This is a genomic window from Rheinheimera sp. 4Y26 (genome assembly GCF_025245835.1).
Classification (GTDB): Bacteria; Pseudomonadota; Gammaproteobacteria; order Enterobacterales; family Alteromonadaceae; genus Pararheinheimera.
On record NZ_JAOBWS010000003.1, the window covers coordinates 162,281 to 189,080 of the forward strand.

The 26,800-nt window shown below is 49.7% G+C and carries 21 protein-coding genes; 11 read left to right on the forward strand and 10 right to left on the reverse strand.

All coding sequences use genetic code 11. The features are described 5' to 3' along the window. Window positions 1-45: 45 nt before the first annotated feature. Together tig and N3Z11_RS06085 are read right to left on the reverse strand one after the other, a co-directional pair. Window positions 46-1,356: a trigger factor gene (gene tig / locus N3Z11_RS06080; protein ID WP_260656264.1), complete on the reverse strand. Its 1,311-nt coding sequence runs from the start codon at window positions 1,354-1,356 to the stop codon at window positions 46-48. A gap of 222 nt (window positions 1,357-1,578) precedes the next feature. Further along, the gene (locus N3Z11_RS06085) at window positions 1,579-2,049 is read right to left on the reverse strand and encodes a GNAT family N-acetyltransferase (protein WP_260656265.1); all 471 of its coding nucleotides are present in this window, start codon (window positions 2,047-2,049) and stop codon (window positions 1,579-1,581) included. A gap of 328 nt (window positions 2,050-2,377) precedes the next feature. Here N3Z11_RS06085 and pxpA point away from each other — a divergent pair, with 328 nt between their 5' ends. The 4 genes from pxpA (at window position 2,378) to pcp (ending at window position 5,595) form a co-directional block, all read left to right on the forward strand. Beyond that, on the forward strand, window positions 2,378-3,172 hold the full coding sequence (gene pxpA, locus N3Z11_RS06090) for a 5-oxoprolinase subunit PxpA (protein WP_260656266.1): 795 nt from the start codon (window positions 2,378-2,380) through the stop codon (window positions 3,170-3,172). Continuing rightward, complete coding sequence (locus tag N3Z11_RS06095) at window positions 3,162-3,932, forward strand: DUF969 domain-containing protein (RefSeq protein ID WP_260656267.1); 771 nt, start codon at window positions 3,162-3,164, stop codon at window positions 3,930-3,932. The genes pxpA and N3Z11_RS06095 overlap by 11 nt, the downstream gene beginning before the upstream one ends. Next, window positions 3,932-4,882, forward strand: a complete 951-nt coding sequence (locus N3Z11_RS06100; protein WP_260656268.1) for a DUF979 domain-containing protein — start codon at window positions 3,932-3,934, stop codon at window positions 4,880-4,882. Before N3Z11_RS06095 ends, N3Z11_RS06100 begins: the two co-directional genes overlap by 1 nt. Window positions 4,883-4,944: 62 nt before the next feature. Continuing rightward, complete coding sequence (gene pcp / locus N3Z11_RS06105) at window positions 4,945-5,595, forward strand: pyroglutamyl-peptidase I (protein ID WP_260656269.1); 651 nt, start codon at window positions 4,945-4,947, stop codon at window positions 5,593-5,595. A 21-nt stretch (window positions 5,596-5,616) separates the two neighbouring features. Here the strand turns inward: pcp and N3Z11_RS06110 are convergent, their stop codons facing one another. Then, window positions 5,617-6,327, reverse strand: coding sequence for a polysaccharide deacetylase family protein (locus tag N3Z11_RS06110; protein WP_260656270.1), 711 nt, complete (start codon window positions 6,325-6,327; stop codon window positions 5,617-5,619). Between the two features lie 362 nt (window positions 6,328-6,689). Continuing rightward, window positions 6,690-8,114 (reverse strand): NAD(P)/FAD-dependent oxidoreductase, encoded by a 1,425-nt coding sequence (locus N3Z11_RS06115; protein ID WP_260656271.1) that lies wholly within the window; start codon window positions 8,112-8,114, stop codon window positions 6,690-6,692. A 101-nt stretch (window positions 8,115-8,215) separates the two neighbouring features. Here N3Z11_RS06115 and N3Z11_RS06120 point away from each other — a divergent pair, with 101 nt between their 5' ends. From N3Z11_RS06120 to N3Z11_RS06135, 4 genes are all read left to right on the forward strand, one after another. Further along, the gene (locus N3Z11_RS06120) at window positions 8,216-9,127 is read left to right on the forward strand and encodes a dihydrodipicolinate synthase family protein (protein WP_260656272.1); all 912 of its coding nucleotides are present in this window, start codon (window positions 8,216-8,218) and stop codon (window positions 9,125-9,127) included. 17 nt (window positions 9,128-9,144) lie between these two features. Continuing rightward, window positions 9,145-10,146, forward strand: a complete 1,002-nt coding sequence (locus tag N3Z11_RS06125) for a 4-hydroxyproline epimerase (RefSeq protein ID WP_260656273.1) — start codon at window positions 9,145-9,147, stop codon at window positions 10,144-10,146. A 2-nt stretch (window positions 10,147-10,148) separates the two neighbouring features. Next, complete coding sequence (locus tag N3Z11_RS06130; RefSeq protein WP_260656274.1) at window positions 10,149-11,711, forward strand: aldehyde dehydrogenase (NADP(+)); 1,563 nt, start codon at window positions 10,149-10,151, stop codon at window positions 11,709-11,711. A 122-nt stretch (window positions 11,712-11,833) separates the two neighbouring features. Continuing rightward, window positions 11,834-12,490, forward strand: coding sequence for a GntR family transcriptional regulator (locus tag N3Z11_RS06135; protein WP_260656275.1), 657 nt, complete (start codon window positions 11,834-11,836; stop codon window positions 12,488-12,490). Window positions 12,491-13,031: 541 nt separating this feature from the next. On the opposite strand, the gene N3Z11_RS06140 is transcribed toward N3Z11_RS06135, so the two are convergent. The 3 genes from N3Z11_RS06140 to N3Z11_RS06150 all read right to left on the reverse strand — a co-directional run bounded on the left by N3Z11_RS06140 (window position 13,032) and on the right by N3Z11_RS06150 (window position 16,865). Next, complete coding sequence (locus N3Z11_RS06140) at window positions 13,032-14,534, reverse strand: chitobiase/beta-hexosaminidase C-terminal domain-containing protein (protein ID WP_260656276.1); 1,503 nt, start codon at window positions 14,532-14,534, stop codon at window positions 13,032-13,034. Window positions 14,535-14,832: 298 nt separating this feature from the next. Next, a complete protein-coding gene (locus N3Z11_RS06145; protein ID WP_260656277.1) occupies window positions 14,833-16,374 on the reverse strand; it encodes a cation:proton antiporter family protein in 1,542 nt (513 codons plus the stop codon). Between the two features lie 233 nt (window positions 16,375-16,607). After that, window positions 16,608-16,865, reverse strand: a complete 258-nt coding sequence (locus tag N3Z11_RS06150; protein ID WP_260656278.1) for a DUF1289 domain-containing protein — start codon at window positions 16,863-16,865, stop codon at window positions 16,608-16,610. A gap of 225 nt (window positions 16,866-17,090) precedes the next feature. On the opposite strand from N3Z11_RS06150, the gene N3Z11_RS06155 reads away from it, so the two are divergent. The 3 genes from N3Z11_RS06155 (at window position 17,091) to ygiD (ending at window position 24,708) form a co-directional block, all read left to right on the forward strand. After that, window positions 17,091-20,294: an amidohydrolase family protein gene (locus tag N3Z11_RS06155; RefSeq protein ID WP_260656279.1), complete on the forward strand. Its 3,204-nt coding sequence runs from the start codon at window positions 17,091-17,093 to the stop codon at window positions 20,292-20,294. A 297-nt stretch (window positions 20,295-20,591) separates the two neighbouring features. Next, window positions 20,592-23,714 (forward strand): ligand-binding sensor domain-containing diguanylate cyclase, encoded by a 3,123-nt coding sequence (locus N3Z11_RS06160; protein WP_260656280.1) that lies wholly within the window; start codon window positions 20,592-20,594, stop codon window positions 23,712-23,714. A 169-nt stretch (window positions 23,715-23,883) separates the two neighbouring features. Then, the gene (gene ygiD / locus N3Z11_RS06165; protein WP_260656281.1) at window positions 23,884-24,708 is read left to right on the forward strand and encodes a 4,5-DOPA dioxygenase extradiol; all 825 of its coding nucleotides are present in this window, start codon (window positions 23,884-23,886) and stop codon (window positions 24,706-24,708) included. 104 nt (window positions 24,709-24,812) lie between these two features. On the opposite strand, the gene N3Z11_RS06170 is transcribed toward ygiD, so the two are convergent. The 3 genes from N3Z11_RS06170 to N3Z11_RS06180 all read right to left on the reverse strand — a co-directional run bounded on the left by N3Z11_RS06170 (window position 24,813) and on the right by N3Z11_RS06180 (window position 26,673). Further along, a complete protein-coding gene (locus N3Z11_RS06170; protein ID WP_260656282.1) occupies window positions 24,813-25,169 on the reverse strand; it encodes a hypothetical protein in 357 nt (118 codons plus the stop codon). Continuing rightward, window positions 25,157-25,819 carry a hypothetical protein gene (locus N3Z11_RS06175; RefSeq protein WP_260656283.1) on the reverse strand — a complete coding sequence of 221 codons (663 nt, stop codon included), beginning with the start codon at window positions 25,817-25,819 and terminating at the stop codon, window positions 25,157-25,159. The genes N3Z11_RS06170 and N3Z11_RS06175 overlap by 13 nt, the downstream gene beginning before the upstream one ends. Window positions 25,820-25,983: 164 nt before the next feature. Then, window positions 25,984-26,673, reverse strand: coding sequence for an SDR family oxidoreductase (locus N3Z11_RS06180; RefSeq protein ID WP_260656284.1), 690 nt, complete (start codon window positions 26,671-26,673; stop codon window positions 25,984-25,986). Window positions 26,674-26,800 lie beyond the last annotated feature (127 nt).

Here is a 26,800-nt window from a genome sequence, read left to right on the forward strand (position 1 = left end):
CTGCTGCCCGAGCCATTAAAACCGTCTAACTAAACAATGTCAATGTTAGTTGGCAGCTTGCGGATTCATGATCTCGTCAAACTTAGCAGCTTGTTCAGTTACTTTTGCCTGAGCCAGTACTAAGTCAATTGCCTGCTCTTCTAAAGCAACATTGCGCATGCCCTGTAACAGCTCTTTGTTGCTGTTGTAGTACTGCACCACTTCAGCCGGATCTTCGTATGCAGAAGCGATATTGGCAATTAATGCCTGAACGCGGCTGTCATCAACCTGCAGGTTGTTGGTTTTGATCACTTCACCTAATAACAGACCTACTTTCACGCGGTCACGGGCCTGGTCTGCAAACAGAGCGGCTGGCAGCTCTGGCAGGTTTTTCGCGTTGACGTTGTTGCCAAAACGCTGCAGAGCCTGACGACGTAATACGTCAACTTCAGCATCGATCAGGGCTTGTGGTACTTCAACTTCATGAGAAGCTAATAAACCTTTGATGACCTGCTCTTTTACCTTGCCTTTAATGGCCTGGTTCAGCTCGCGTTCCATGTTTTTACGCACTTCAGCGTGCAGGGCTTCAACTGTAGTTTCAGCTAAGCCAAACAGCTTCACGAACTCTTCGTTCACTTCAGGCAACACCTGAGCTTCTACTGACTGCAGTGTAATAGCAAACTGAGCTGCTTTGCCTTTTAAGGCTTCAGCGTGGTATTCAGCAGGGAAAGTCACGTCAATAGTGAATTGCTCACCGGCTTTTTTGCCGATAATGCCATCTTCAAAACCTGGGATCATACGGCCTAAACCTAAATCCAGGCTGAAACCTTCAGCTTTGCCACCTTCAAATTCAACGCCGTCGATTGAACCAACGAAGTCCATTTTTACGCGGTCGCCATTGGCAGCTGCGCCATCTTTGGCAGCCCAGGTTGCGTGTTGTTTACGCAGAGTTTCAATCATTTTTGCCATGTCATCAGCAGAGATTTCTACTGTTGGCTTGGTCACTTCAATTTTGCTTAAACCGTCTAACTTCACTTCCGGATACACTTCGAAAGTGGCAGTGAATTCTAAATCTTTGCCTTCAGCCAGCTGACCAGGAGCAAAAGTTGGTACGCCTGCCGGGTTCAGTTTGTTGGCAACAATGGCCTGATAAAAATGGTTTTGCATCTGACGTGAAGCAACGTCCTGCAGCACAGACAGACCAAACATTTTTTTGATAATAGCGACTGGCGCTTTGCCTGGACGGAAACCATCAATACGGCGGTGTTTAGCGATTTGGCGGAGTTCTTTTTCTACTTCAGTGCTGATTGCCGCGGCTGGAACCGTGATATTGACACGGCGCTCTAAACCCTGGGTGGTTTCAACAGAAACTTGCATCTTGTTACCTCAAAATCAAAAACGGGCGTGGGGTTTACGCCATCATGCTTAAATCTGGCATGTTTCGCTTACTCAGCACTAGTCAACCAGATCCATTGTTTAATAGGACGCGGCATTATAGCGAGGCTTTTCGAAGTCGTCGAGCATTTGATGAAAAGTCAATAACGACGCGGCTTAGGGCGTAATTTTTTGCCTTTTTCACGGCAAAAACGACGGCGAATTTCAGCCGCCATGTTGCTTCACCAGCACCATACGGTCTTCACCTTTGCCATAATAATCGGCTTCGGTTTTGACACTGTGAAAACCAAATTTCTGATAAAGCGCATGCGCGGCTTTGTTGTCAGGTGCCACAGTGAGCCAGAGTTTTTTGCCATCGGCAGGAAGCACTTGCAGCAAGTCAGCCAATAACATTCCGCCAATGCCCTGCCCCTGGGCAGCTTCTGCCACCGCCAGCGACAAGATGCCAACTTCGCCGGGTCCTTGCTGCGCCGGTGCCGCCAGAATATAACCAAGGAGTTCATGACCACGACAGGCAAGACGCAATAAATCCGGCCATAAATCGTGCGCCTGGCGGAAAAAAAACGCCGGGTACACCACATCGGCAAAAAGTTCGGCCTCAAGCGCCGCCAGTTTTGTCAGATCGGCCACTGTCGCCGGGCGGATTTGCAACGGGTGTTCAGCAGTGATTGCCATATAAACCTCAATGTGACATCGCAAATGAAGTGAGATTGCGAATGAAGTGAAATAGAGAATATGCAGCCGTTACAACCAGCACAGCCCAAACTCACTCAAGCTAAAACCGCCAGTTTAAAGTGACTGAGCGCAGATTTCATCAGGTAAATAACTGATATTGTGCAGATATTGTAAACCGATGCACAGACTGCCAAAGAACCTTCAGTACACAATAACAAAGCGGCGCTGTGCTTTTAACGCATCACATCGCTAAAGCAACAGACACCTATTTACATAAAAAAAGCCAAGCTGCTAAGGTGGGAGCTCCCCGCTGTTGCCGGTATTTTGTATGCAGATTGATTTAAACGCCGATATTGGTGAAGGTTTTGACGATGCGGCCATCATTCCCTGGATTTCTTCGGCCAATATCAGTTGCGGCGCTCATGCCGGCACTGAAACGCAAATCCGCGCCGCTATCAGGCATTGTAAAAATGCGGGTGTAGCCATTGGCGCTCACCCTTCTTATCCGGATAAAACCAACTTTGGCCGAAGGTTGATGGATTTATCAGCACAGCAACTCAGCGACAGCCTGAGTGCGCAGCTGCAATATTTTTTTGCTTTATGTTTACAAGAGCATGCTGTGGTCCGCCATGTTAAACCCCATGGAGCCTTGTATAACCATGCCGCCAAAGATGAAGCCACAGCCAGAGTTTTGCTTGCGCTGATGCAGCAGCTTTGTCCTGACCTTTTGCTGGTGACTTTGCCGGATTCAATGCTGGCAAAGCTGGCCCCGGACTATGACATTCATGTGGTGAGCGAAGCTTTTGCCGACCGTGGTTACCGCGTTGATGGCTCCTTAGTGCCGCGCACTGAAGCCGGCGCTTTGCTTACGCCGGACGCTGCTGTAGCGCAAAGCCTGTGTATCTGCCAGCAACTGCCACTTCAGCTTTCTGAAGGGCCGCTGTTACTTAAAGCACAAAGCCTGTGTTTGCATGGTGACAGCAAAGACGCTGTGGCACTTGCCAAAAGGCTCAATCAGGCGCTTGTTGCGGCAGGTATCCGTATCTGTGCCGCAGCAGGCGCTGCCGACTCTGGCCCTTTAGCCTCTGGCGCTCAGGCGGGTGGAGCTCAGCATGCTGACTGAAGTCACGCAAACGGTAGCGGTGAACTACTGGCCACTTTGTGGTGTAGCTTTGGTGATCCTGGGTTTTGTGCTCAGGTTTAATCCGGTGCTGGTGGTGCTGGTGGCCGGCATTGGCACCGGCCTTGCGGCGCTGATGCCGCTGTCACAAATCTTGTCAGAACTTGGTGAAGGCTTTTTAAAAACCCGCACCTTGCCGCTGATTTTATTATTACCGCTGGCCATTATTGGCCTGGCCGAGCGCCATGGCCTGAAACAACAGGCACAGGCTTTTATTGCCAGACGTCAAACGTCCTCTGTGGCGAAGTTTTTAACTTTATATCTTGCGGTGCGTGAAGGCACTGCTGCGCTTGGGCTGACCAGTCTCGGCGGCCATCCCCAAATGGTGCGGCCTTTAGTGGCGCCTATGAGCGAAGCTATAGCTGAGCAGCGCTGGCAGAACATACCGGATCTGATGCGGCAAAAAGTACGGGCTATGGCAGCAGCCACCGACAATATTGGCCTGTTTTTTGGTGAAGATATTTTTGTCGCTTTTGGCGCCATAGTGCTGATGCACACTTTTTTGCGGGGATCCGGCATTGAAACCGACCCTCTGCATATTGCACTTTGGGGCATTCCCACTGCCCTTTGTGCTTTTGCCATTCATGCTCTTCGGCTGCACCAGTTTGACCGTCAGCTCAAAAAACTGCAGGCCGATGCTGCCGGCAACACAGCAAAGGACGATGCCGTGATCAACACCAACTCCAGCACCGGAGTGAACTGATGATTTCACTGAGTTTTTTATATCTGTTGCTTGGTTTGTTGCTGTTGTGGATAGCACTGTTAAGTGCATTTGACCGCACTTTGCCCAATCGTTTTGCCGCCGCCGCTTTTTGGGGTTGTTATGCGCTGGTGTTTTTAATTGGCGATTATTTACCCCATATGCTTGTTGGAATAATGGTAGTACTGATGGCGCTGCTGGCAGGCTCTGGCGCACTTAAAGCCAGTGCTCACAACGCCTTATCACCAAAGCGACTCGAGCAATCTGTGCAAAGGCTGGGGAACCGGGTGTTTCTGCCACCGCTGCTCATTCCCCTGCTGACCGTATTTGGGGTGCTGGTGCTGGGTGAAATCAAAGGCGCCGACTGGGCGCTTTTGGACCCAAAAAACCTGACGCTGGTGAGTCTTGGTTTGGCGTGCCTTGTCAGCCTGCCTGTAGTCTGTGTGTTAACCCGGGAAAAACCGCAGCAGGCCGGTATCGAAGCGAAAAGATTGATGGAAGCCATGGGCTGGGCCGTGTTATTGCCGCAGCTGTTGGCCACTTTAGGGTTGTTATTTAATGAAGCCGGTGTAGGCACTGCAGTAGCAGCATTGAGTGAAACATATCTGGCAGTGAATGAACGCTGGGTTGCCGTTGCTGCTTATTGTCTTGGCATGGCACTTTTTACCGTCATTATGGGCAATGCTTTTGCTGCCTTTCCGGTGATCACCGCAGGTATTGGTATTCCGCTTTTGGTGATGCAACAAGGCGCTAATCCAGCCGTGATGGCCGCTATTGGCATGTTCAGCGGTTATTGTGGCACCCTGATGACGCCGATGGCGGCTAATTTTAATATTGTGCCAGCGGCGCTGCTGGAGCTTAAAGATCCCCATCTGGTGATTAAAATGCAGTTGCCAACCGCACTCTTGTTATTGGCTGCCAATATAGTGCTGCTGTATCTGCTGGCGTTTTAGTAAAAGGCGCAAAACCGCCTTCTTCCCGGCAATAACAACAGCCCCAATCAATAGGAATGCAGATGAAAAAAACTATTTTATTAACGGGTTTTGCCCCTTTTGGCGGTGAACAGATCAATCCGTCCTGGCAGGCGGTGCAACAATTACAGGGCTGGCAAGCTGACGACGAAACAGAGGTACAAGCCATTGAGCTGCCTTGTATTTTTGGCCAAAGCCTTGAGAAGCTGCAGCAGGCGCTGCAACAGTTTAACCCGGTATTAGTGATTGCTGTGGGTCAGGCCGGTGGCCGCACTGCCATCAGCCTGGAAAAAGTAGCCATTAATTATCAGGATGCACGTATTGCCGACAATGCCGGCAATCAGCCGCTGGGCGAGCCGGTGATTGCCGGTGCGCCGACCGCCTACTTTTCCAGCCTGCCGCTCAAAGCCATAGTGCAAGACCTGCGACAACAAGGTATTCCGGCAGAAATTTCCTATAGCGCCGGCACCTTTGTGTGTAACCATGTGTTTTATGGCCTGATGCATACGGTGGCCACAAGCCCGAAAGTCAGAGCCGGTTTTATTCACATTCCGTATTTACCGGCGCAGGCGGCCAGGCTTGGCGGCCCAGCCAGTATGACAACAGAATTGGTGGTCAAGGCGTTAAAACAGGTGATGCAGCTGAGCCTGCTGCAACAGCCGGATATTTTATTGGCAGAAGGCACCCTGGATTAGCAGCATGGGAAAACCAGCGCCTTAATAACCGACTGGCCGGTGGCGCAATAATTCCTGCACTGTAACAAAACGAAAACCGCGTGCTTTGAGGCCGCGGATAATTTCAGGCACGGCTGTCATGGTATTGCTGCGGCTGTCGTACATCACATGCAGCAAAATAATAGAGCCGGCTTTGGCCTGCTGCACAGTAAAAGCACTGAGTTTGGCCGGATCTTTGGTGAGCTGCGGATAATTCTCCGGAGCTAAATCCCAGGTCACAGTCAGGCGTTTTTGCTCCGACAAATACCAGGGCAACAACACCAGCTTTTTGCCATAAGGCGGACGGAAAAAATAAGGTTCAGGCGCACCACCCTGTTTCAGCAAAGCGTCGGTTTGTTCGATTTCCCTGGCGATATAACCCGGTGTTTTAAACACCATCCGCTGATGGCTATAACTGTGATTGCCCACCTGATGGCCGGCGTTTAGAATTTTTGGCAATAATTCCGGATGTAGCTCCAGCTCTTTGCCTGTCAGGAAAAATGTCGCAGGCACATTCTCCGTGGCCAGAATTTGCAAAATTTGTTCGGTTTTGCCCGGTACAGGGCCATCGTCAAAGGTCAGGGCAATCAGCGGCACTTCTGTGTCCACTCGGTGCACCAAAGCGCCGAATAACTGAAAGTCAGCCATGCTGGACAGCCGCCAGGCACCAGCCCCACTAAATAACATCACAACCAGAAAAAATATTGCTCGCATCTGCATGGTCAGGGCTCTCTGCACAGTCTGACACTGATCCGGCCAGCTGAGCTTAACGACACTTGCTGGCATTCTTTTAGTTATTCAGAATCAACGATTTGCCTTTTGTTGTTGCTTCTGAAGCTGCAGCAGATGTTAAGCAAATTCAGTGCCTGTTTGCATAAAAACTGGCCTGATCTGTGCCAACGCTTATCAGCGCTCAGCTGGCGTCTGAACCTTGCGGTTATGCCTGGACGTAAATACATGAGCTACGGTTACAGTTGTTAAAACTACTGACAGTTAACGGAAAATAACGCCACGCAGGGAGCAGACCATAAATCGCGCTGCGTTGCCAGCGCTGTTGCAGGTCACAATCTCATTGATTAATTAAAGCGTTTTAAACTAAAAGGCGCCGCCAACTGCACAGAACCCGGTTCTTTTGCCATCAGTTTTAACAACAACAGGGTGGAGCTTGCCGCCATAGTTAAGCCCAGATGCTGATGTCCCAGATGAAACCATAAACCCGGAATATCACAACCACTGATCACCGGCAGAGAATCCGGCAACGTAGGCCTCATCCCGGACCAACAGTTGGCAGGCCGTGCTTTGATTCCATCGGAAGAAGTATCAGCACCAGTAGCTGTCGCCACAGCTTTGCCGCTTCTGGCATTTTTTATGTGTTGTTCGCTAAATAAAGCCGGCCATAACGCCTCACCATGAAGCCTGAGCCGCTCAGCACGCTGCCAGTTGTCAGCAAGCTCCGTACCGGCAAACTCAACTGTGCCTGCCAGGCGTAAGCCTTCCAGCATCGGAGTCATAATCATTTTGCGTTCAAAAGAAGCAACCGGCAGCTGTGGTTGCACCACAGGGGATGTCATCAGATGGTAACCCCGCTCGGCTTCAATCGGCAGTTTATAGCCCAGCTGAGCCAACAGGCTTTTACTGTGCACACCGGCGCACACCACCAGTTGCTCAGTGGCAATGATCTGCGGCGCGGCCTCTGATTGCTGCACAGCTGCAGATATTTGATTCGGCTCAAGATGCACTGCCAGACCAGAGCGGCTGCTGATTTTTGCCACCTTCTGCTGCAAAAATTGACCGCCCATACTGATAAACCATTGAAACAACGCTTGATTCAAAAGATTTGGTGAAATGGTTTGCCCAACGTCCTTAAACCAGATGGCATAACGGATGCTGTCAGCAAGGCCCGGGAAACGGTTTTGCAACTGAGCACTATTCAGAACTTCAACGGCAACCCCTTGCCCGGCATAACTTTGCGCCACCTGCTCTACCTGCGCCAGCTCAGTTTGCTCAAACACCAGCAAACTGCCATCAGTTTTGATCAGATGAGCACAACCGGCATCAGCAAGCAGTTGCTGCCAGGCCGGTATTGCACTTTGCAACAGCTGTTTGAGCGCCTGCATATTGGCACTGCGCTTTTTTGCTCTCATCTGATTGATAAAACGTAAAAAAAACGGCAAGGCTTTAAAAAAATAACGAGGGCGTATTGCCAGCGGCCCCAAAGGATCCAGCAAAAACCCGGGTAATTTTGGCAATAAAGCCGGATCGGCCAGCGGAAAAACTTGTTCTGTTGCCAAATGACCGGCGTTGCCAAAAGAGCAGCCCTGACCCACACCGTTACCGTCCAGTAATAACACCTGATGACCTTGTTGCTGCAAACAACATGCGGTGACCAGACCAATGACACCGGCACCTATCACCACCATCTGTCGTTGACTGCTGATAGCACGCGCGGCCACCGCCTTGTTTGTTTCAAATGGATCGGCACTCAGATTTACCGCCTGCATAAAAAAACCTCTTTGCATATTGTATACAATCTTCATTTCGCTTAGCATGCCATTCTGTTGCCAAGAGCACAATGCCCATTCGAATTCTCAGGAGTAAAAAAATGCAAGTTAACTGGAAAGGTGTATATCCGGCTGTCAGTACCCAATTTAATAAAGATGAGTCACTGAACTTAAGCGCTAGCCAACAAATGCTGGACCGCCTGATCAACGAAGGTGTCAACGGCATCATCGTTTGTGGCACTGTCGGTGAAAACTGCTCTATGTCTGCCGCTGAAAAACGCCAGGTGCTCGCTGCTGCAAAAGAAGCTGTGAACGGCCGGGTGCCTTTGATTTCGGGTGTGGCCGAAACCACCACAGCGCTGGCCGCACAATATGCCAAAGACGCTGAAGCCATTGGTATCGACGGCTTAATGGTATTGCCAGGCATGGTGTACCGCTCAGCACCACACGAAGCTATTCATCATTTATTGCAGGTTGCCAAAAATACCGCTTTACCTGTGATGGTGTACAACAACCCAATTTCTTACAGTGTGGATATTTCACTCGACAGTATGGAAGTTCTCTCAGAGCAACCAAACATAGTTGCGGTAAAAGAATCCACTGAAGATACCCGCCGTATCAGTGAGCTTTACAACAGATTTGGCAACCGTTTTACCGTATTCAGCGGTGTGGACGATATTGCGCTGGAAAGCCTGATGCTGGGAGCCACCGGTTGGATCTCGGGCCTTACCAACGTGTTCCCGCAAGAGTCAGTGGCTATTTATAAACTGGCTGCGCAGGGTCGTTACGCCGAAGCGCTGGAGATCTGGCGCTGGTTCCTGCCCCTGCTGCGCTTAGACACCATCCCAACTTTGGTGCAATGTATTAAATTAGCTGAACAGCTTGCCGGCCGTGGTGCTGAAACTGTACGGGCGCCACGTTTAGCGCTCAGTGGAGCAGAACGTCAGCGTGTTATCAGCCTGTTTGAACAAGCGATGGCCACCCGCCCTGACCTTCGTAAATTTACTCTGTAATAACAAAGGAGCAGTGCATGAAACAAGGAACTTTTTTTTGCATCGACGCCCACACCTGCGGCAATCCGGTGCGGCTGGTTACCTCTGGTCATCCGCAACTTCACGGCAATACCATGGGTGAAAAACGGCTGGATTTTATCGAAAGATATGACTGGATCCGAAAGGCGTTAATGTTTGAACCCCGCGGTCACGACATGATGTCAGGTTCATTTTTGTATCCGCCCTGCTCCGCCAATGCCGATTTTTCTATTTTGTTTATTGAAACCTCCGGCTGTCTGCCGATGTGTGGCCACGGCACTATCGGCACAGTCACAGCAGCGCTTGAAGCAGGTCTGGTCAAAGCCAAAACGCCGGGGCAGCTCATCATTGATGTGCCGGCCGGTCAGCTTAAAGTCAGTTACCAGCAGCAGGGGGACAAAGTCACAGCGGTAAAAATTACCAATATTCCGTCGTTTTTATACGCTGAAAAGGTGTCTTTTGAAGTGCCGGAACTGGGTGAAATGACGATGGATGTGGCTTATGGCGGCAACTTCTACGGCATTATTGAACCCCAGGGCAAATTTAAAGGCATTGAACATCACAGTGCCGCCGAGCTTTTGCGCTGGAGTCCGGTGGTACGCGAGGCCGCAAGAAAGGTCATTGATTGTGTGCATCCGCTCGATGACAAAGTACGGGGCTTATCCCATTTACTCTGGACAGGTACACCCAAACACCCTGACTCCAGCGCCGCCAACGCGGTGTTTTATGGCGATAAAGCCATAGACAGATCGCCCTGTGGCACCGGTACCTCAGCGCGCATGGCCCAGCTTTTTGCCAAAGGTTTGTTAAAGCCAGGCGATACCTTTGTGCACGAGAGTTTTATTGGCAGTCAGTTTGTTGGCACCATTGAAGCTGTGACTGAAGTGGCCGGCAAAGCCGCCATTATTCCAGGCATTCAGGGCTGGGCACAGGTATTTGGCGCCAACCAAATCACTGTGGACGACAACGACCCTTATGCTTACGGTTTTCAGGTGATTTAACCATGACTCAGACTCTTTTTACTGCTAAAGCCCCTGCGACCTCCCAGGGTGCTGCCACAGCAAAACAGCCACTGAACATCAGCGGCCGTCATTATATTCAGGGGCAATGGCAAGCCGAAAAACTCAATAGTTTTAGCGCCATCAATGCCGTCACTTTTGAGCCTTTGCCCTGGCTTTTTGCCGAATGTCAGGCAACGGAACTTGATAACGCCTGTGAAGCGGCGCATCAGGCATTTTTAAGCTACCGCGAAAAAACAGCGCTTGAGCGTGCAGCCTTGCTCAGGCAAATGGCGCAGGAGCTACGTATTGCCGCCAGCGACATTATTGCTATTGCCAGACAAGAAACAGCGCTGACAGAGCTGCGTTTACAAGGCGAGCTGACCCGGACCTGTAATCAGCTGTTGATGTTTGCCCAGGCGCTGGAAAACCAGCCTGAAGGTTTGGTGGTACTGGATAAAGCCTTGCCGGAGCGCCAGCCACCAAGACCGCAACTTGAGCTGACACAACTGCCGCTTGGCCCGGTTGCCGTTTTTGCTGCCAGTAATTTCCCGCTGGCGTTTAGTGTGGCCGGTGGCGACACAGCTTCGGCGCTGGCTGCGGGTTGCACTGTGGTGGTCAAAGCCCATAGTGCACATCCGGCCACCTGCGACAGAGTGATGCAGGCGTTAGTGCATGCCATTGAACTTTGTGAAATGCCAAAGGCAGTGCTGAGTCTGGTGCAGGCGAAAAGTTACGACATCAGCCATCAACTGGTGAAACATCCGCGCATCAAAGCCATGGCTTTTACCGGCTCTTTCCGCGTAGGCATGGCACTAAAAGACTCGATCAATCAAAGAGCAGAACCTATTCCCTGTTACGCCGAACTTGGCAGCTTAAACCCGCAGCTGGTATTGCCGGAACTGGCGCTCAGCAGCGCCACTGAACTGGCGCAGCAATTAGTGGCCTCAACAACAGGCTCTGGTGGCCAGCTTTGTACCAAGCCCGGTTTGTGGTTATTGCCGCACACTGCGGCTGCTGAGCTGTTGCTCGACACCGCCATCAGTGCGATGCAACAAGTACAGCCACAGACTTTGTTACACCCTGGTATTTATAAAAGCTATCAGGCGCAAACCGCAGAGCGTGCTTTGCAGGTTAAAACCCTGGCTACGGGCCTAAGCGCCGAGAAACAAGCCAGCGCTTTGCTCTTTAGCTGTAGTCTGAACCAGCTTTTGGCAACTCCGTCGCTTTGGCATGAGATTTTTGGCCCCAGCGCTTTGGTGGTGCGTTATCACAGCCTGACGGAACTTGCTGCATTTATTGAAAAATTGCCAGGCCAGCTGGCAGCAACAGTACATGGTTATCAACATAACCTACCGGTGCATCACGCGCTGCTGACTCAGCTGGAATATCAGGTGGGTCGGATTATTCTTGCGCAAATGCCAACAGGGGTTGAAGTGTGCGCCAGTATGCAACATGGCGGGCCCTTTCCGTCGTCCAGTGATGTACGTAGCACCTCAGTAGGCCTGGCTGCTATGCAGCGTTTTTTAAGGCCTTTATGCCGGCAGAACTTTCCTGCTTCAGACTAAGCACAGTGCCCGGTGAAAATATCACCAGTCGCTGACGTTTTTTTTAACAAAAGGCCGGCACTTGCTGGCCTTTTTTTTGGTTGTCAGTAAACTGGTTCCATTATTTATCAACCAGGTTTGTTATGGCCCTCGAATTTAAAACCAGAACTCAAGTTGTTGTTGAAGCTATCCGCGCCCAGATTTTATCCGGTCAAATTAAAGCCGGAGAGCCACTGCGTCAGGCTGCTTTGGCCGAACAACTGAATGTCAGCCGTATTCCAATCCGCGAAGCTTTGTTGCAGCTTGAAGCCGAAGGTCTGGTGAAGTTTGAGCCGCATAAAGGTGCAACTGCCACCCAAATCAGCCCTGAGCTGATTGACGAATTATTTGAGCTTAGAGCCTTGCTGGAATGTGATTTATTAGCGCGCTCTATTCCGTTATTAACTGAAGCGCATCTGGCACAGGCCAGGCAAACCTTATTAAGGCTCGATGATGCACTGCAAAGCCCGGACGCAGCTGATCGCTGGGCTGAGCTGAACACCGAATTTCATAACTGCCTTTATGTGGCCAACAGACCGCAAAGCCATGATATGGTCAGCAATCTGAATAAAAACGCCGACCGTTATATCCGTATGCATTTGCAACTGGCCGGTGGTATTGAAAAAGCCAGCAGTGAACACCGCAAATTGCTGGATTTATGTGCCGCCGGCAAAGTGGAAGCTGCCTGCAACGAACTGCGCGACCATATCCTGCACGCAAAAGACGAAATTAAATCTTTTTTGCAACGCCAGGATAGTTAACCGCTTTTTGCTTTAACCTTTAATAAAAAACCGGCTTGCGGCCGGTTTTTTATTTTGCTTCAGCTTATTTTTTCTTTTTATTTCGCTTTTTGATTTTTTTTTTGCACTTACCGCTGCATGATTTGCTGACCATCCACCAGGGGTCAGTGATTTTGGTCATCGAGATAATCCCCCTTGCCACCGCGGGTCATCCAGCGTCACCTTCCCTACAGCGCCGGTGTCTGTGCTATCTAACACCTGACACTGACGGTGGCGTTTATCTTCATCCGGTTATTATCCTGTCGCGCTTGTGTTATCAAAACCAGAGGCTCTGATTGTTTTAGGCGATGGTGTGCACCTGATACTGCCGCTGCCAGAAACAGAAACCGTGCTTACATCAACACATCCAGCAGTTTCATTTTCTGCAGTGGAATTTATCATGCAGCGGTCACACACTCATCTCCTCAACAAGCTGTTGCCCATATGGTGCATTGCGACAAAGGCTCCCTGACAACGCTAAAATCAATGTTCGATTCGTGTTAAACCTCTTGATGTTCCGGAGTCATTCATTATCTTTACTCTCACCAAAAGGCTTATAGTCAGTTGTCTTTTTTATCTGACCTGAGTTATCACTCTCGGCCGTCACAGAACCCAACACATCAGTGTGGAGATACGTCACCCGGGAATTTTCACTTAACGCAAATATCGCTGCACTTTGTGGACTCGCTGCCAGGCCTGCTTTAAAACTTTTCGCCTTGATGGTTGCAGATTTATACAGTGTCAGAGGTACGGTGTAGATTGACGACCCAGCCGTGACATCTGAGCCATCAACTGTATACCGGATCGTTGCAGCCGCAGTGGCGCTGGACAAGGCTACAACTAAAGGAGACAGATAACTGCCGGCCTCAGGACTAAACAAAGGGGTAGCAGCAGTCCCATTAACAATGTCATAAGCAGCGACAGTTTCCGGACTGGGATTAAAACCTGTGCGAAAACCTTTCACTTTTAACGTGACTGAGTTGGTGAAAGTGAGTTGAGACGGAATTATTGCTGATTGTTCAGTCACAGTTGAACCATTTAACGTGTATCGGTACACCACATTTGCCGCGGGGCTTAGGGTCACATTTACACTTTGTTGATATTGGCCTGCACCCGGCAGCAACACGGGCGCGGACAAGGGCGCCTCAACTATTCTTAAAGCTTCGATAAATTTAGTCTGCTCCCGTGGGTACCTGTTCCCGTTTAAATCAAAACAATACCATTTTGACGTGCCAATATAAGGAAAAGCGTTAGTTGCAGGCCCGGCACTACCGGTGATAGCTTTGCGTTCGGATGTTCCGCTTCCGCCAGCAACCGAATAACATTCTTTCACATTACGAATGTCCCAATAAAAATAAGCGTTTGTATTTGTTTCTACTGTCTTCGGTACCCATTCAAATCGCTGTACAACGGGATCACTGACAATGGTATAAATTGCAGTCGCTTCGGGACTCGGATTAAAACCGGTCCGGTAAGATCGGACTTTTAATGTTGAGGTCGTATTGATGATTAGGCCCCCGCTTAATATCGGAGAACTCTCAGTGACTGAAGAACCGTTAAGCGTATAACGATAGGTTAACTGAGTGCCGCTTTCGACACCTACCTGAAGCCCTTTGTTGTATGTACCCGTTTTTCTTGTTAACACAGGAGCAGTCAGAGGCGCTTCAACAATTCTTGTTGCTTCAAGATAGGCTGAAGGATCAGATGGATACCTGTTACCATTCAGATCTTTGCAATACCATCGTGACTTTCCGACATAGGGGAAGGAATTTGTGGCAGGACCCGCAGTTCCACTGATCGCTTTTAACTCGGTTTGACCTGTGCTGGAATTCACCGAATAACACTCTTTAACATTGCGGATATCCCAATAGAAATAAGCATACTTGTTTGTTTCTACTGTCTGCGGCACCCATTCGAATCTGACTTTTTCCGCACTTGCCGCATAGGTTTGGCTTGTGAAAAATAACAACAACAGCAAAATCCGAATGTTGGCACCCACAATGCGATAGGCAAATATAATATTCACAATAAGCCTCACTTATGTTCAAAGTAAAATAAAGGTTAATTAAATCTAGATTAATTATTTAAATTTAGTTAACCGAATTCACTTTTTTATTACATCGGAAGTCATGCAAAATATTTTTTTGCCTTTTTTATCTTTTCTCCTGTTTTATGCCTGCAACAAAAATATTTTTTATATAAATAACAACGATTTAAGAAACAATCTTATACCAGGCAACAACAATAGCATCTCCTTGATGCCTGGTGTGCTTGTCAGCAAAACCATTCCTGAGCACTTATTGGTGTTAGGGTTACTTTACGGTTTAAATCGCTATATGTTGCCTTACCCTTTCGGCCAAGCCTAAACCTGCTTCTGACATGGTCAGATAAGTATGATCGGCGCCGGCGGCGATAATGGCTTTGGCTTCGTCATGGTGCATGCTGTGAGACACTATCAGGCCGGCAAAACCTGCTTCTCTGAGTTTACGTGCGGCAATAATCTTCGCTTCCATATCACTCATACATAAAAGCACAGCCTTTAGCTGACTGATATCCAGGCCCTGCCAGAAAATCTGATCTTCGGCGTCGGCAAAAAACACATTGTTGCCTTTTTCCTGATGTAACCGTACCCGCGCCGGATCTGAGTCCAGTGCCGCTAAATGGGTTTTATGCTGTAAATAATCATAAGCGGCTGTGCCGGTGCGACCCATCCCCATGATCAGCACCTCTGCATCCCCCAGTGACACCGGTTGTTCGTCGGGATGGCGGATATTACGTTCAAAAGGAATGAGCCGGCTGGCGAGCTTTTCATACAGAGGATGTGCTAAACGGTTTAATGGTGCCGAGACCACAAAAGAAAGTGCAACAGTCAGCGCCAGCGGTATTAAAAACTGTGGCATGGCAACACTTGCCACTATCAGTGCAAATTCACTGTAGTTGGCAAGAGTTAAACCAGATAAAAAGGCGCTGCGGGCGCGCAGTTTAAAGGCAATTAATAACGCAAAAAACATCGCGCCTTTGAGCGGTAATAACAAGGTCATTAAAGCGGCAAAAATCCAGGCTTGTTGATCGGGTAAACCACCCAAACCAATATTGAGGAAAAAACCGACCAGGAAAAATTCTTTTAAACCCCACAAGGTTTTAGACAGCTCCCCTGCTCTTGGATGACTTGCTAATAAAGCACCAAATACCAGAGCGCCGAGTTCGGAGCTTAAACCCACCAGATGGAAACCACCGCCCCCCAGCACCACCGCCAGCAAAACCCCAAATAAAATTTGTAAATCGTCGTGGCCGGTCAGGTTTAACAGTTTAAATAATATCGGGCGCAGCAATGGCAAAGCAAATACCAACAGCGCCCAGGGCGAAGGTGTAACGCCTTGCGAAAAACTCATCAGCGCCATGGCAAATAAGTCCTGCATAATTAAAATACCCACCGCCACCCGGCCGTGAAATGCCCGTATTTCCCTTTTGCCTTCCAGCACCTTGGCCGCCAGCACTGTGCTGGAAAAAGCCAAAGCAGCGCCCAGCATCAGGGCGTGATACCAGTCGGGTTCAAACGCCAGATAAATCACCGGTGCATATAAAAGTGCCGACACCACAAAATGCAGCATAGAGCCGCCCAGCACTTCGGGTTTGCCGAGGCTTTGGATATTCAGTTTTAAACCGACAGTAAAGAGCAGCAACAACACACCCAGATGAGAAACATGGTCGATAATAGGTTTGCCATCCGGCAAATCGAGTTGTGGCGCACTTAAAGTGATCATAAAACCGGCTGCCAGATACCCCACCAATGGCGGCAAACCAATTAGACGCACCAGCATGCCAAGGCTAAAGGCAAAACCTATCCAGACGGCTTCTAAAATCATAATGTTCCTTGTCGTGTAATAACCGGGCTTAAACAACAACCGCCATTTTAGGGATTTTTTTCGAAATACCCCAAGCCAGTTGTGCGCTAATGCGTTGTATCTGAGGATAATTTACCAGTATTTCTTGCAGATGCAGCAGCTAACACTGCGCTTTTTATGCCGGATCAAGCTTTTGCGTGTTTTGTCTGTTCCAGCAATGGTTTTCTTGGCTTGCTGTGTCAGGCGAATCAGATTCAGCTTAGCTGACTTTGTTTTTTCAGCGCAATGGCCGCTTTGGCCTGTTGCCATTCAGCCTGAGTAATGGCACTGGTATGCTCCGGCACTGGAGCATTGGCAAGCAGCGCTTTACGCTCAGCCAGTTTTTGATAAATCAGCGCCTGCTCGGCGTCGCTGCGTTTATTCCAGTCGACTATTTCTTCAATATGACGATAACAACCGATACAGATTTTATCGGCGTTGAGTTTACAACTGGCAATACAAGGTGAATCCATCAAAGACTCCGTCGCTCAGAAAAAGGCAATTATGCCGTAAAAGCCACGCAGCCTTAAGCGCTTTATCGGCAACCCCTTGCACATCAACGCAGCAGCAGTAAAAAGCCCTTACCCAAACAGCGCATTTATGGCAAGTTAGCGGACAAACAAAGAGCAGTAAAATTGCCGCTGACAGGCAAAAACACCATAACACAACAAATCAACAGCCCTCTTTAAGGAACAACAATGCAAAAACGCCATCCATTGCAGCTGAGCCTGCTGGCCATCGCACTTTCTGTTGCCACGGCACAAGCCAACGACGATAAAAATAAATGGGATGTCAACAAACCCCAGGGGGAGTTTAAAAGCATCGATATCAACGTCAACTCAGGCACCTGGATGAATCTGGATGTGAGCCCGGATGGCAAAACCATTGTGTTTGATTTATTGGGCGATATTTACAGCATGCCAATCTCCGGCGGCAAACCTAAACAGCTCACCAAAGACATCGGCTGGCAAATGCAGCCTAAATTCAGCCCGGATGGCCGTTATATTGCTTACACCAGCGACGAAGGTGGCGGCGACAATATCTGGGTGATGAAAGCCGATGGCTCTGACGCCAAAGCGGTTACCAACGAAACTTTCCGGTTACTCAACAGCCCGGACTGGAGCCCGGACGGTGAATTTATTGTGGCACGTAAACACTTTACCAATACCCGCTCTTTGGGCGCCGGTGAAGTGTGGCAATACCATAAAACCGGTGGCACCGGCGTGATGTTAACCGCCAAAGCCAATGATGAAAAAGACTTAGGTGAACCGGCCTTTTCCCCGGACGGTAAATACATTTATTTTTCGCAAGACGACACACCAGGTAAAACCTTCCATTACAGCAAAGACTCTGAGCAGGGTATTTATGTGATTAAAAGGTTTGAACGTGAAACCGGCAAAATAGACATATTGCTCGAAGGCGCTGGGGGTGCCGTGCGGCCAACTCCGTCGCCGGATGGTAAAAAACTGGCTTATATCCGCCGGGTTGATTTTCAGACCAGCTTGTTTTTATACGACTTAGAAACCGGTGAACATAAAAAGCTGTACGATAAGCTCGACCGTGATATGCAGGAAACCTGGGCTATCCATGGTGTGTACCCCAGCATCAGCTTTACGCCGGATAACCAGCATATTGTGTTCTGGGCTGGTGGCAAAATTAATAAGCTCAGCCTGAACAGCAATGAAGTGAGCAATATTGCTTTTCAGATCAATACTAAAAAACAAATTCAAACCGCAGTACGGGTGAAACAAGACGTGAACCAGAAAGATGTTGATGTCAAAATGCTGCGTTTTGTGCAGGCATCGCCGGATGGCCAGACCATTGTGTATTCGGCGCTTGGCCATTTATACAGTGTCAGCGCCAAAGGCGGCAGCCCAAAACGCCTGACCAGCCAGCAAAGCCATTTTGAGTTTTATCCGCAGTTCTCCCGTGACGGCAAAAAGCTGGTCTATGTCAGCTGGCAAGACGAACAACAGGGTATGCTCAAAGTGCTGGATTTAGTCACTAATCAAAGCACTGACGTATTAAAAAACCCAGGCAAATACGTCGAGCCCACCTTTAGCCCGGATGGCCAAACAATCGTATTTAGAAAAGCCGGTGCCGGTAGTTTGCTGGATAAAAAGTGGTCATTAAACACGGGTTTATATCAGGTGAGCACTGCAGGCGGTGAGCCACAGCTGCTTAGCCGCACCGGTTATGCCCCGCATTTTGGCGATCGCAACGACCGCGTTTTTGCCATGGATTATGCTGATGAACCTACCCTGCTCAGCATCGATTTAAAAACCCAGCAAAGCCGTACTTTATACAAAGCCAAATACGGCACCGAATTTAAAGTATCGCCAAACGGCAAGCTGGTGGCTTTTGCTGACCGCTTTAAAGTCTACGTGACACCTTTTGCTGAGCGTGGTGCTGCCATGGATTTAAGCGGCAGCGATACACAGTTCCCGGTCAAGCAATTGTCTGTGCGCGCCGGTGAAAACATCAGCTGGAGTGGCAACAGCCAGCAGCTGTACTGGAACTTAGGGCCTGAACTTTATCATGCTGATATTGCATCCATTTTTGATTTGCAGTCCGGCAAAGGCAGCAAAAAAGACTTTGCCGTCAAAAACGGCCAGAATATCAGTTTTAAAACCGAAGCTTATATTCCAGAGGGCGTGACTGCTTTTGTCGGTGGTCAGGTGATCACCATGGAAGGAGATGACAACAGCAGCGTGATTCAAAACGGTGTGGTGCTGGTGGAAAATAACCTGATTAAAGCTGTCGGCAGCAAAGATGAGGTGAAGATTCCAGCCAATGCCAAAGTCATCGACATCAGCGGCAAAACCATTATGCCGGGTTTGTTTGACGCCCACGCCCACGGTAGTCAGGGGGTGAATCAAATTATTCCGCAGCAAAACTACGCCAACTACGCCAGCCTGGCTTTGGGGGTGACCACCATTCACGACCCTTCCAATGACACCCAGGAAATTTTTACCGCCAGTGAAATGCAAAAAACCGGCGCTATTGTTGGCCCGCGGATTTTCTCTACCGGCACTATTTTATACGGTGCTTATGGCGCGGGTTACACCTCGCATATCGATAGCCTGGATGATGCCAAATTTCATTTAGAACGACTGAAAAAAGTCGGCGCCTTTTCGGTGAAAAGTTATAACCAGCCGCGCCGTGAGCAGCGTCAGCAAGTGATCCAGGCCGCGCGCGAGCTGGACATGATGGTGGTGCCGGAAGGTGGTTCATTACTGCAGCATAACCTGAGTATGGTGGTCGATGGCCATACCACGCTGGAACACAGCCTGCCGGCCGCAAAACTCTATGACGATGTAAAACAGCTGTGGCAACAAAGTGAAACGGCGTACACGCCAACCTTAGTAGTGGCTTATGGCGGTATCTGGGGCGAAAACTACTGGTACGATAAAACCGAAGTGTGGAAACACCCGCGCTTAAGCCAGTATGTGCCGATGGATGAACTGCGCCCGCGTGCGATGCGCCGCCCTACTGCACCACTACATCACTACAACCATTTCAGTATTGCCAAATCGGCCAAAGAACTCAATGACTTAGGGGTACTGACCAATATCGGCGCCCATGGTCAACGCGAAAGTTTAGGTGCACACTGGGAGATCTGGATGTTTGCCCAGGGTGGCATGAGCCCGCTGCAGGCGTTAAAAACCGCCACTATTAACCCGGCCAAAACCTTTGGTATGGACCATCAACTGGGTTCGATTAAAAGTGGCAAACTGGCTGATTTAATAGTGATTAACGGCAATCCATTGAGTAACATTCAGGATAGCGACAAAGTGGAACTGACCATGGTCAATGGCCGCTTATTTGATGCCGTAACCATGAACGAACTGAACGGTAAACAGCAGCAACGTAAAGCCTTTTATTTTGCGCCAAAACCTTAAAGCAGCACTGCGAAGCACAGCTGTTTAAGATATTGCTTTAAGATATTTGCTTAACAAAGGCTCTTAATGAACGGTTGCGGCTTCACCGCCTGCAGCCTTAGCCCGCAAAAGCAATACAGTGTGAGCATCTGCGACCACATCAGGCCCCGCTTGTCGGGGCCTTTTTTATCTGCTTTTTTATAGAAACAGCGTTTTAGCCCCAAATACCGCTGATAAAAAAACTTCATCTTTTGGTAGGTAATGCACGCAGATCGCTGACATACTTCAGGCATACTGTCGCAGAATAAATGTCTGATAATGATTCAGTTTTCTAGTCTGTTGTTGTCAAGATGGTTATCAAGGCTGTTGGCATTGCTGACAGGCTGGGCTCTGCTGCTGTGCCTGCACACTCCCCTTTATGCCGCGGATCCACAGCTGCGTTACCATTCGCTGGCCGATGATTTGATCAATGCTCCCATCACCAGTTATGGCCTGAGTCTGGATCAACAGGGTTTTATCTGGATGGCGAATCAGCTCGATGGTTTGCAGCGCTTTGATGGTTATCAGCTGCATACTTTTGCTTTTGCACCATCACAACTTCACGCCCTGGCACCAAGTATCAGCTCGGTGCAGATAGATAGAAAAAACCGGGTCTGGGTTGGCAGCTGGGGTCATGGTCTTGGCATGTGGTCTGCCGACCGGCAATCTTTCAGTCGCTGGCCGTTACCGGGACACATGCCTGGCCAGCAAGCATTTACCGGAGTAAAACCTCCTTTGCCGGCACCAGAGGGCGATTTGTCACAGGTACAGACTCTATTTTCCGACCAACAGCAGCGGCTTTGGGTTGGCACCACGGCCGGCCTGTATTATCTCGATGCCAATGACAGGCCAACAAAGCTCAGCACTCTGATAGCCCCGCAGCTGTCGGCGCTGCGGTTCTGGCAAATAAGTCAGTCTGATGATCAGCGTTTGTGGTTGGCCACTTCAGCCGGTTTATTTGAACTGAGCCATGATTTAACCGACTTAAAACGCTGGACCGCCACTGCTATACCGCCTTTTGATCACAATCAACGCAATCTGGAAGTCAGAACTGTGTTGCCGGTTAAAGACGGCGTCTGGTTTGCCACCAGCGAAGCCTTGTATTTTCTTGATCACAAAAAGCAGCAACTGCGACCACTGGCGGCCCCGCAGCTGGCGCTGGCACGTATTCAAAAACTGACTCAGCTGCGCGATGGCTCTATCCTGATTGGCAGTGGCAATGGTTTATATCAGCTCAAGGCTGCTTTTAGTTACCGCCAGCAATTACATAAACTGATGGAAGCGCTGGATGTGCGCGACATACTGCAGGATCACAATGGGCTGTTATGGATAGCCACTCGCCACAGAGGCGTGTTTAAACTGCAGCTGTCGCCGCCCCAATTTCGTATGTTGCACGATGCCGCCGGGAAAAACTGGTTTGAACCCGGTCTGCACCGTATTGCCAGCCAGCTGTATCATCAGGGCGTGTTATGGTTGGGCCTGGAAAACGAAGTTTTGAGTTACCACATTGAGCAACAACAATGGCAACAACACCGTTTTCCAGCAGAAGCGCTGGTCAAACTGGTGCAGGGCCTGGCCGCTGACAGCAGTGGTAAGTTGTACGCGGCCACCGACAAAGGTTTATTCAGTTTACAGGGGCGCAAAGGTTTTGTGGCCGAAGAGGCGCCATTTGCCCGGCATCCAGAGCTTAAGCAACAAAGTATTATGGCGTTGAGTTTCAGCCCGGATGGCATGCTGAATATGTCGATATGGCAACAGGGGTTATTACGCTGGCAACCGGATAATCCGGATCAGGGCGCGGTATTGCATCCCATAGCCACCGGTATTGGTAATTCGATTTTACAGATTGTGCCTGTTGATCACATTCTGTGGCTGGTGAGCAGTAACAGTGGTTTATACCGGCTCGACACTGAAGACGACAGTCTGCGGCATTTTTCCAGCGCATTGAGCTCAGTGCCGCAGTTACCCTCCATGTATTTGCCATGCGCCTGGTCTGACAGCACCAGTCAGGTGTGGTTATGCAGCGACCTTGGGTTATTAAAACTGGATATTGTCAATAATCAATTACAGCAATTTACCAGCAGCAGCGGCTTGCCCGATCCAAGAGTCATCGCTATTGCTGCTTCCCCGGCCCAGCCGGAACTGATTAGCAAATCCGGCAAAACAATAAAACAACAAAATCAGCTTCCTGCGTTATGGCTGGTCACCAGGCGCGGCCTGGCCGAACTGGATCGCAACAGCATGCAAATCCGCAGTTATACCGACTTAAACGGCACTGCCCCTTTATTGCTGGAGCAAAGAGCGCTGAGCGCCGATGGCAATGGTCGCTTTTATCTGGGCAGTGGTCAGGGTGTGCTGAGCTTCTTACCCAAACAATTATCGGCAGTGCATAGCACAGCGCCACTGGTGCTGACCAGGTTACAGCTCGACCGCCACACCTTATGGCAGGTGCCGGATGCACAAATGCGGCCGTTGCGCCTTGCGCCCGACAGCAAAAATCTGCAGTTTTATTTCAGTCTGCTCGACTATCAACATAACCGCCATCAATACCGCTACCGCTTATTGGGGCTGGATGCAGAGTGGCAACACAATGGCCATCAGCACAGCCTGACTTTCAGTAACCTGCCAGCCGGCCATTACCAGCTTGAAGTGGAAGTAACCGGCAGCCGGCAAAATACAGCGCCGCTAAAAATCAGCTTTGAAGTGGAGCGGCACTGGTGGCAATACAAACTGTTGTGGCTTTTGGCGGCACTGACGTTGCTGGTGTTTAGTGCGGCCCTGGTTCGGCTGCGGCTTGATCACTTAAACCGCAAAGCACATAAACTCAATCAGCTGGTCGCCAAACGCACGGCAGATTTAGCCAGCGCCAATAAACAACTGGCCAGTCAGGCCAGAACTGATTATCTGACGCGCTTACCGAACCGGCTGGCTTTCAGCGAACAATATCAAACCGTGTTGCACCATTGCCAGCGTACGGTATCGCCACTTTGTCTGGTATTGATTGATGTCGATTTTTTTAAACAGGTTAATGACAACTTTGGTCATGACGCCGGCGATTTGGTGCTTAGAAAGCTGGCTGAAACCATGTCCGCGCGTTTAAGACAACAGGATGTGCTGGCCCGTTTTGGCGGTGAAGAATTTATTTTATTGTTGCCCGACACCGCTGTAACAGGCGCGCAGATCTTGTGTGAAAACTTAAGGTTGGCGGTGAAACAGCTGCAAGTTCCGTATCAGCAGCAACAACTAAGCGTAACAGCGACCTTTGGAGTGGTGGAAATTAACAGCCCACATAATGAATTATCCTACTGGCAACAAAAAGCTGACCTGGCTTTGTATCAGGGCAAGAAAAACGGCCGGGATCAGGTGGTGCTGTATCAGGACTTAACAGAGCATAAAGACTGAATGATAAAACGCCATTTTTGCCTCATCACCGGCCTACACACTCAATAGCACAAGCTCTGACAGCAAAAGCGCTGGTGGACCCATCATTCATTCGATTTAATTGGTTAATTCTGACCGTATTTGGCAATATTCACCGAATTATATTGTTTATACACTGGCGGCATTCAAGATGAGAGTCTCTTGTGTGGTGAACCAGATGCAAAGCCAAAGTACAACACGTCAGCCGGTGATCTTTTTTGGTCACGGCAGCCCGATGAATGCCATCGAACACAACTCTTTTACCCGACAGTGGCAACAACAACTGGCCGATTTAACAGGAAAGAGAAAACCCAAAGCTGTGCTGCTGATTTCGGCGCATTGGTATGGTGTAGGTGTTAAAGTAACGGCCCAGCCAAGCCCGCCGACTTTGCATGACTTCAGCGGTTTTCCGCCTGCTCTTCATCAGTTTCAGTACCCCGCGCCCGGCGCTCCGGAACTGGCCACACGTATTCAGGCACTGCTGGCACCTGTAGCTGTCTCGCTTGATCAGCAATGGGGCTTTGATCACGGCAGCTGGTCGGTATTAAGCCATGCCTTGCCAGATGCGGATATTCCGCTGCTACAGCTGTCGCTGGATGGCCGGCAAAAGCCAGAGTGGCATCTGGCGCTTGGGCAAAAGCTTACGCGGCTAAGGGATGAAGGCGTGCTGATTTTAGGCTCTGGTAATGTGGTGCATAACCTGCGTTTACTGGACTGGCAAAATAACCCGGCGCCGGACTGGGCAAGAAACTTTGAGCATGCAGTAAAAACAGCATTGCAGGGGCGTGACTTTGCTGCCCTTGCCAATTATCAGCAGCTGAGTCAGGACGCACAATTTGCAGTGCCCCATCCGGATCATTATCTGCCGCTTTTGTATGTGCTGGGCGCCAGTATTGCCGATGAACCTATGACCATTTTTAATGACGAGCTGGTGTATGGCAGCTTAAGTATGTTGTCGGTGCGTTTTGGCGCCTGAAGTTACACCACCAAAGGCTACCTGGGCGCAGCAGTCGCCGCGCCCTGCTTTATTCTGTGTGTTGATAAAATCAGCGTTTGTCTAACATCAGCCTTTGGCGAGCATCAGAGCTTGGCTAAGGCTTTCTTTTTTTCCAGCCGCTCCACAGCTTCAGTCAGCTCGGCCACTGTAACATCCTGTTGTTGTATGGTTGCAGCGAGCGCCGGCGGCAAAGGCTCCGCTGGTTTTAACGTCAGGCTGTGCAGATACACAACAGTGAAGGTCAGCAGATAACCGGCCAGCAACAAAGCGACATGCAGGTATAAACGCCGCTGCAGATTTTTATCCTGTTTTATTTTGCGCACTGCGCTGAGCACTGCGTTGCCCACCTGTTGCAGCTGTACAAACACAGGTTGTGCTTTTTCCAGCCAGGGACTGAGCTTTTGCAGATAAGGCGCCAAAGCAGTTTTTATTGTAGCCATGTTTTGATCTCCGCCTGCCACTGCGCTTTTTCCGCCGGGTTCAGTTTTTTCTGTGCAAAATATCCGTATTTTAATCTTTTATCGGATTTGAGCTCGAGCGTGATGCGCTTGTGGCCTTCAATCAGTTGCGCAAATTCCAGATCGCCGGTTTTTAAACTGGCCGCCAGTTTCAGCACCAGCGCCTGGTACTCTTTGGTTAATCCTTTAGGGGCTTCCAGCACCATGCGGCACAAATTATTGCGACATTCGGTGTCGAGCAATCTGAGCTGGTTGTTCACCACATTTTGTGTCAGATGCGCAATCATAAATTCGGTCGCTTCGGCCCAGAGCTCGTCTCTGTCCTGATCGGAAAAATCTTTATTTTCTTCAATTAGTTGAAGCTCATAGCGACGCAATTTATCCAGCTCGAGCTGGGCATTTAACGCCGGTAGTGCAGCGTCGCCATATTTTTGGTAAAAGCCGAGCACAGGTTTGAGCTGTTGTTGTTGCTGCTCATTGCTGAGTGCATCAAGCTGTTGTAACCAGTCGGGAGCGCTGAAAAGCGGCAACCACAGATACAACAACACACCCACACAGAGCGCAAGCAGCGGCTGGCTATATTTAGCCCGCCACAAAGGGAGTAACAAGGATTGGATTTTTGCAAGCCACATCAGTCAGTTCGTCTGAGTCCACCAAAAAGGCCGTTATGCTACCACAGCACACTAAGGCTCCCAAGCGTCCTGACAGCAGCGGCTGTACTGACACTCAAACCTTCGCAAAACAATAACCAAGGCATCCCTTTAACCAGGACGGCGCTGTATGCAGGGCATCTCTGTTACCAGGGCAGGTCAGAGCCATTGCTGTGATAAAAACGTCCGGAGTTATTCAGGTTCAGCGCGCTGATGCGCTCAGCCAGCCGCTCTGCCGCCTGTTGGGGTGAAATATCACCGGCAAAACCCACCATCTGGGTTTGTACAAAACCCGGATGATAAATACCCACCGCAATTTGTTTGGGCTTTAAATCTTTGGCAAGGGACACGGCTCCGGCATTCAGCGCCGCTTTGGACATGCGGTAGCCATAATAACCGCCTGAACTGTTATCGCTGATAGAGCCCATACGGCTGGTGATCATGGCGATTTTACTGCCGGCTTTGAGGCTTGGCAGCATGGCCTGCGACAATAACAAAGGAGCCAGCGCATTCACCTGAAACTGCGCCATCACCCGCTCTGGCGAAAAATCCTGCAGGCTCTCCTGATAAAAAATACCGGCATTGTTAATCAACACATCGACAGAAGCTGGTGCAAATTCCGCCGCCACCGCCTGAACCTGTAGCGCGTCAGCCAAATCAACACCTGAATACACCCGGGCTTGCAGGGCAGCGAGCTCAGGGGACGAATGACGGCAAATGACACTGACTTGCTGCCCTTGTGCCAGATAATGCTGCACCAGAGAAAGACCAATACCTTTATTACCACCGGTGATCACCAGATGTTGTGTACTGTTTGTACTTTGCTGATTTTGCATAGCGGCGCAGCTCCTGTTGTTGCGATAAATCAGACTAACCGGCTTTAACCGGTTTAAGCAAGCTGCGGTTTGGGCAAGCACCGGCACTGACACAACAGGCCAGCACCAATAAACAGCAACAAAAAAG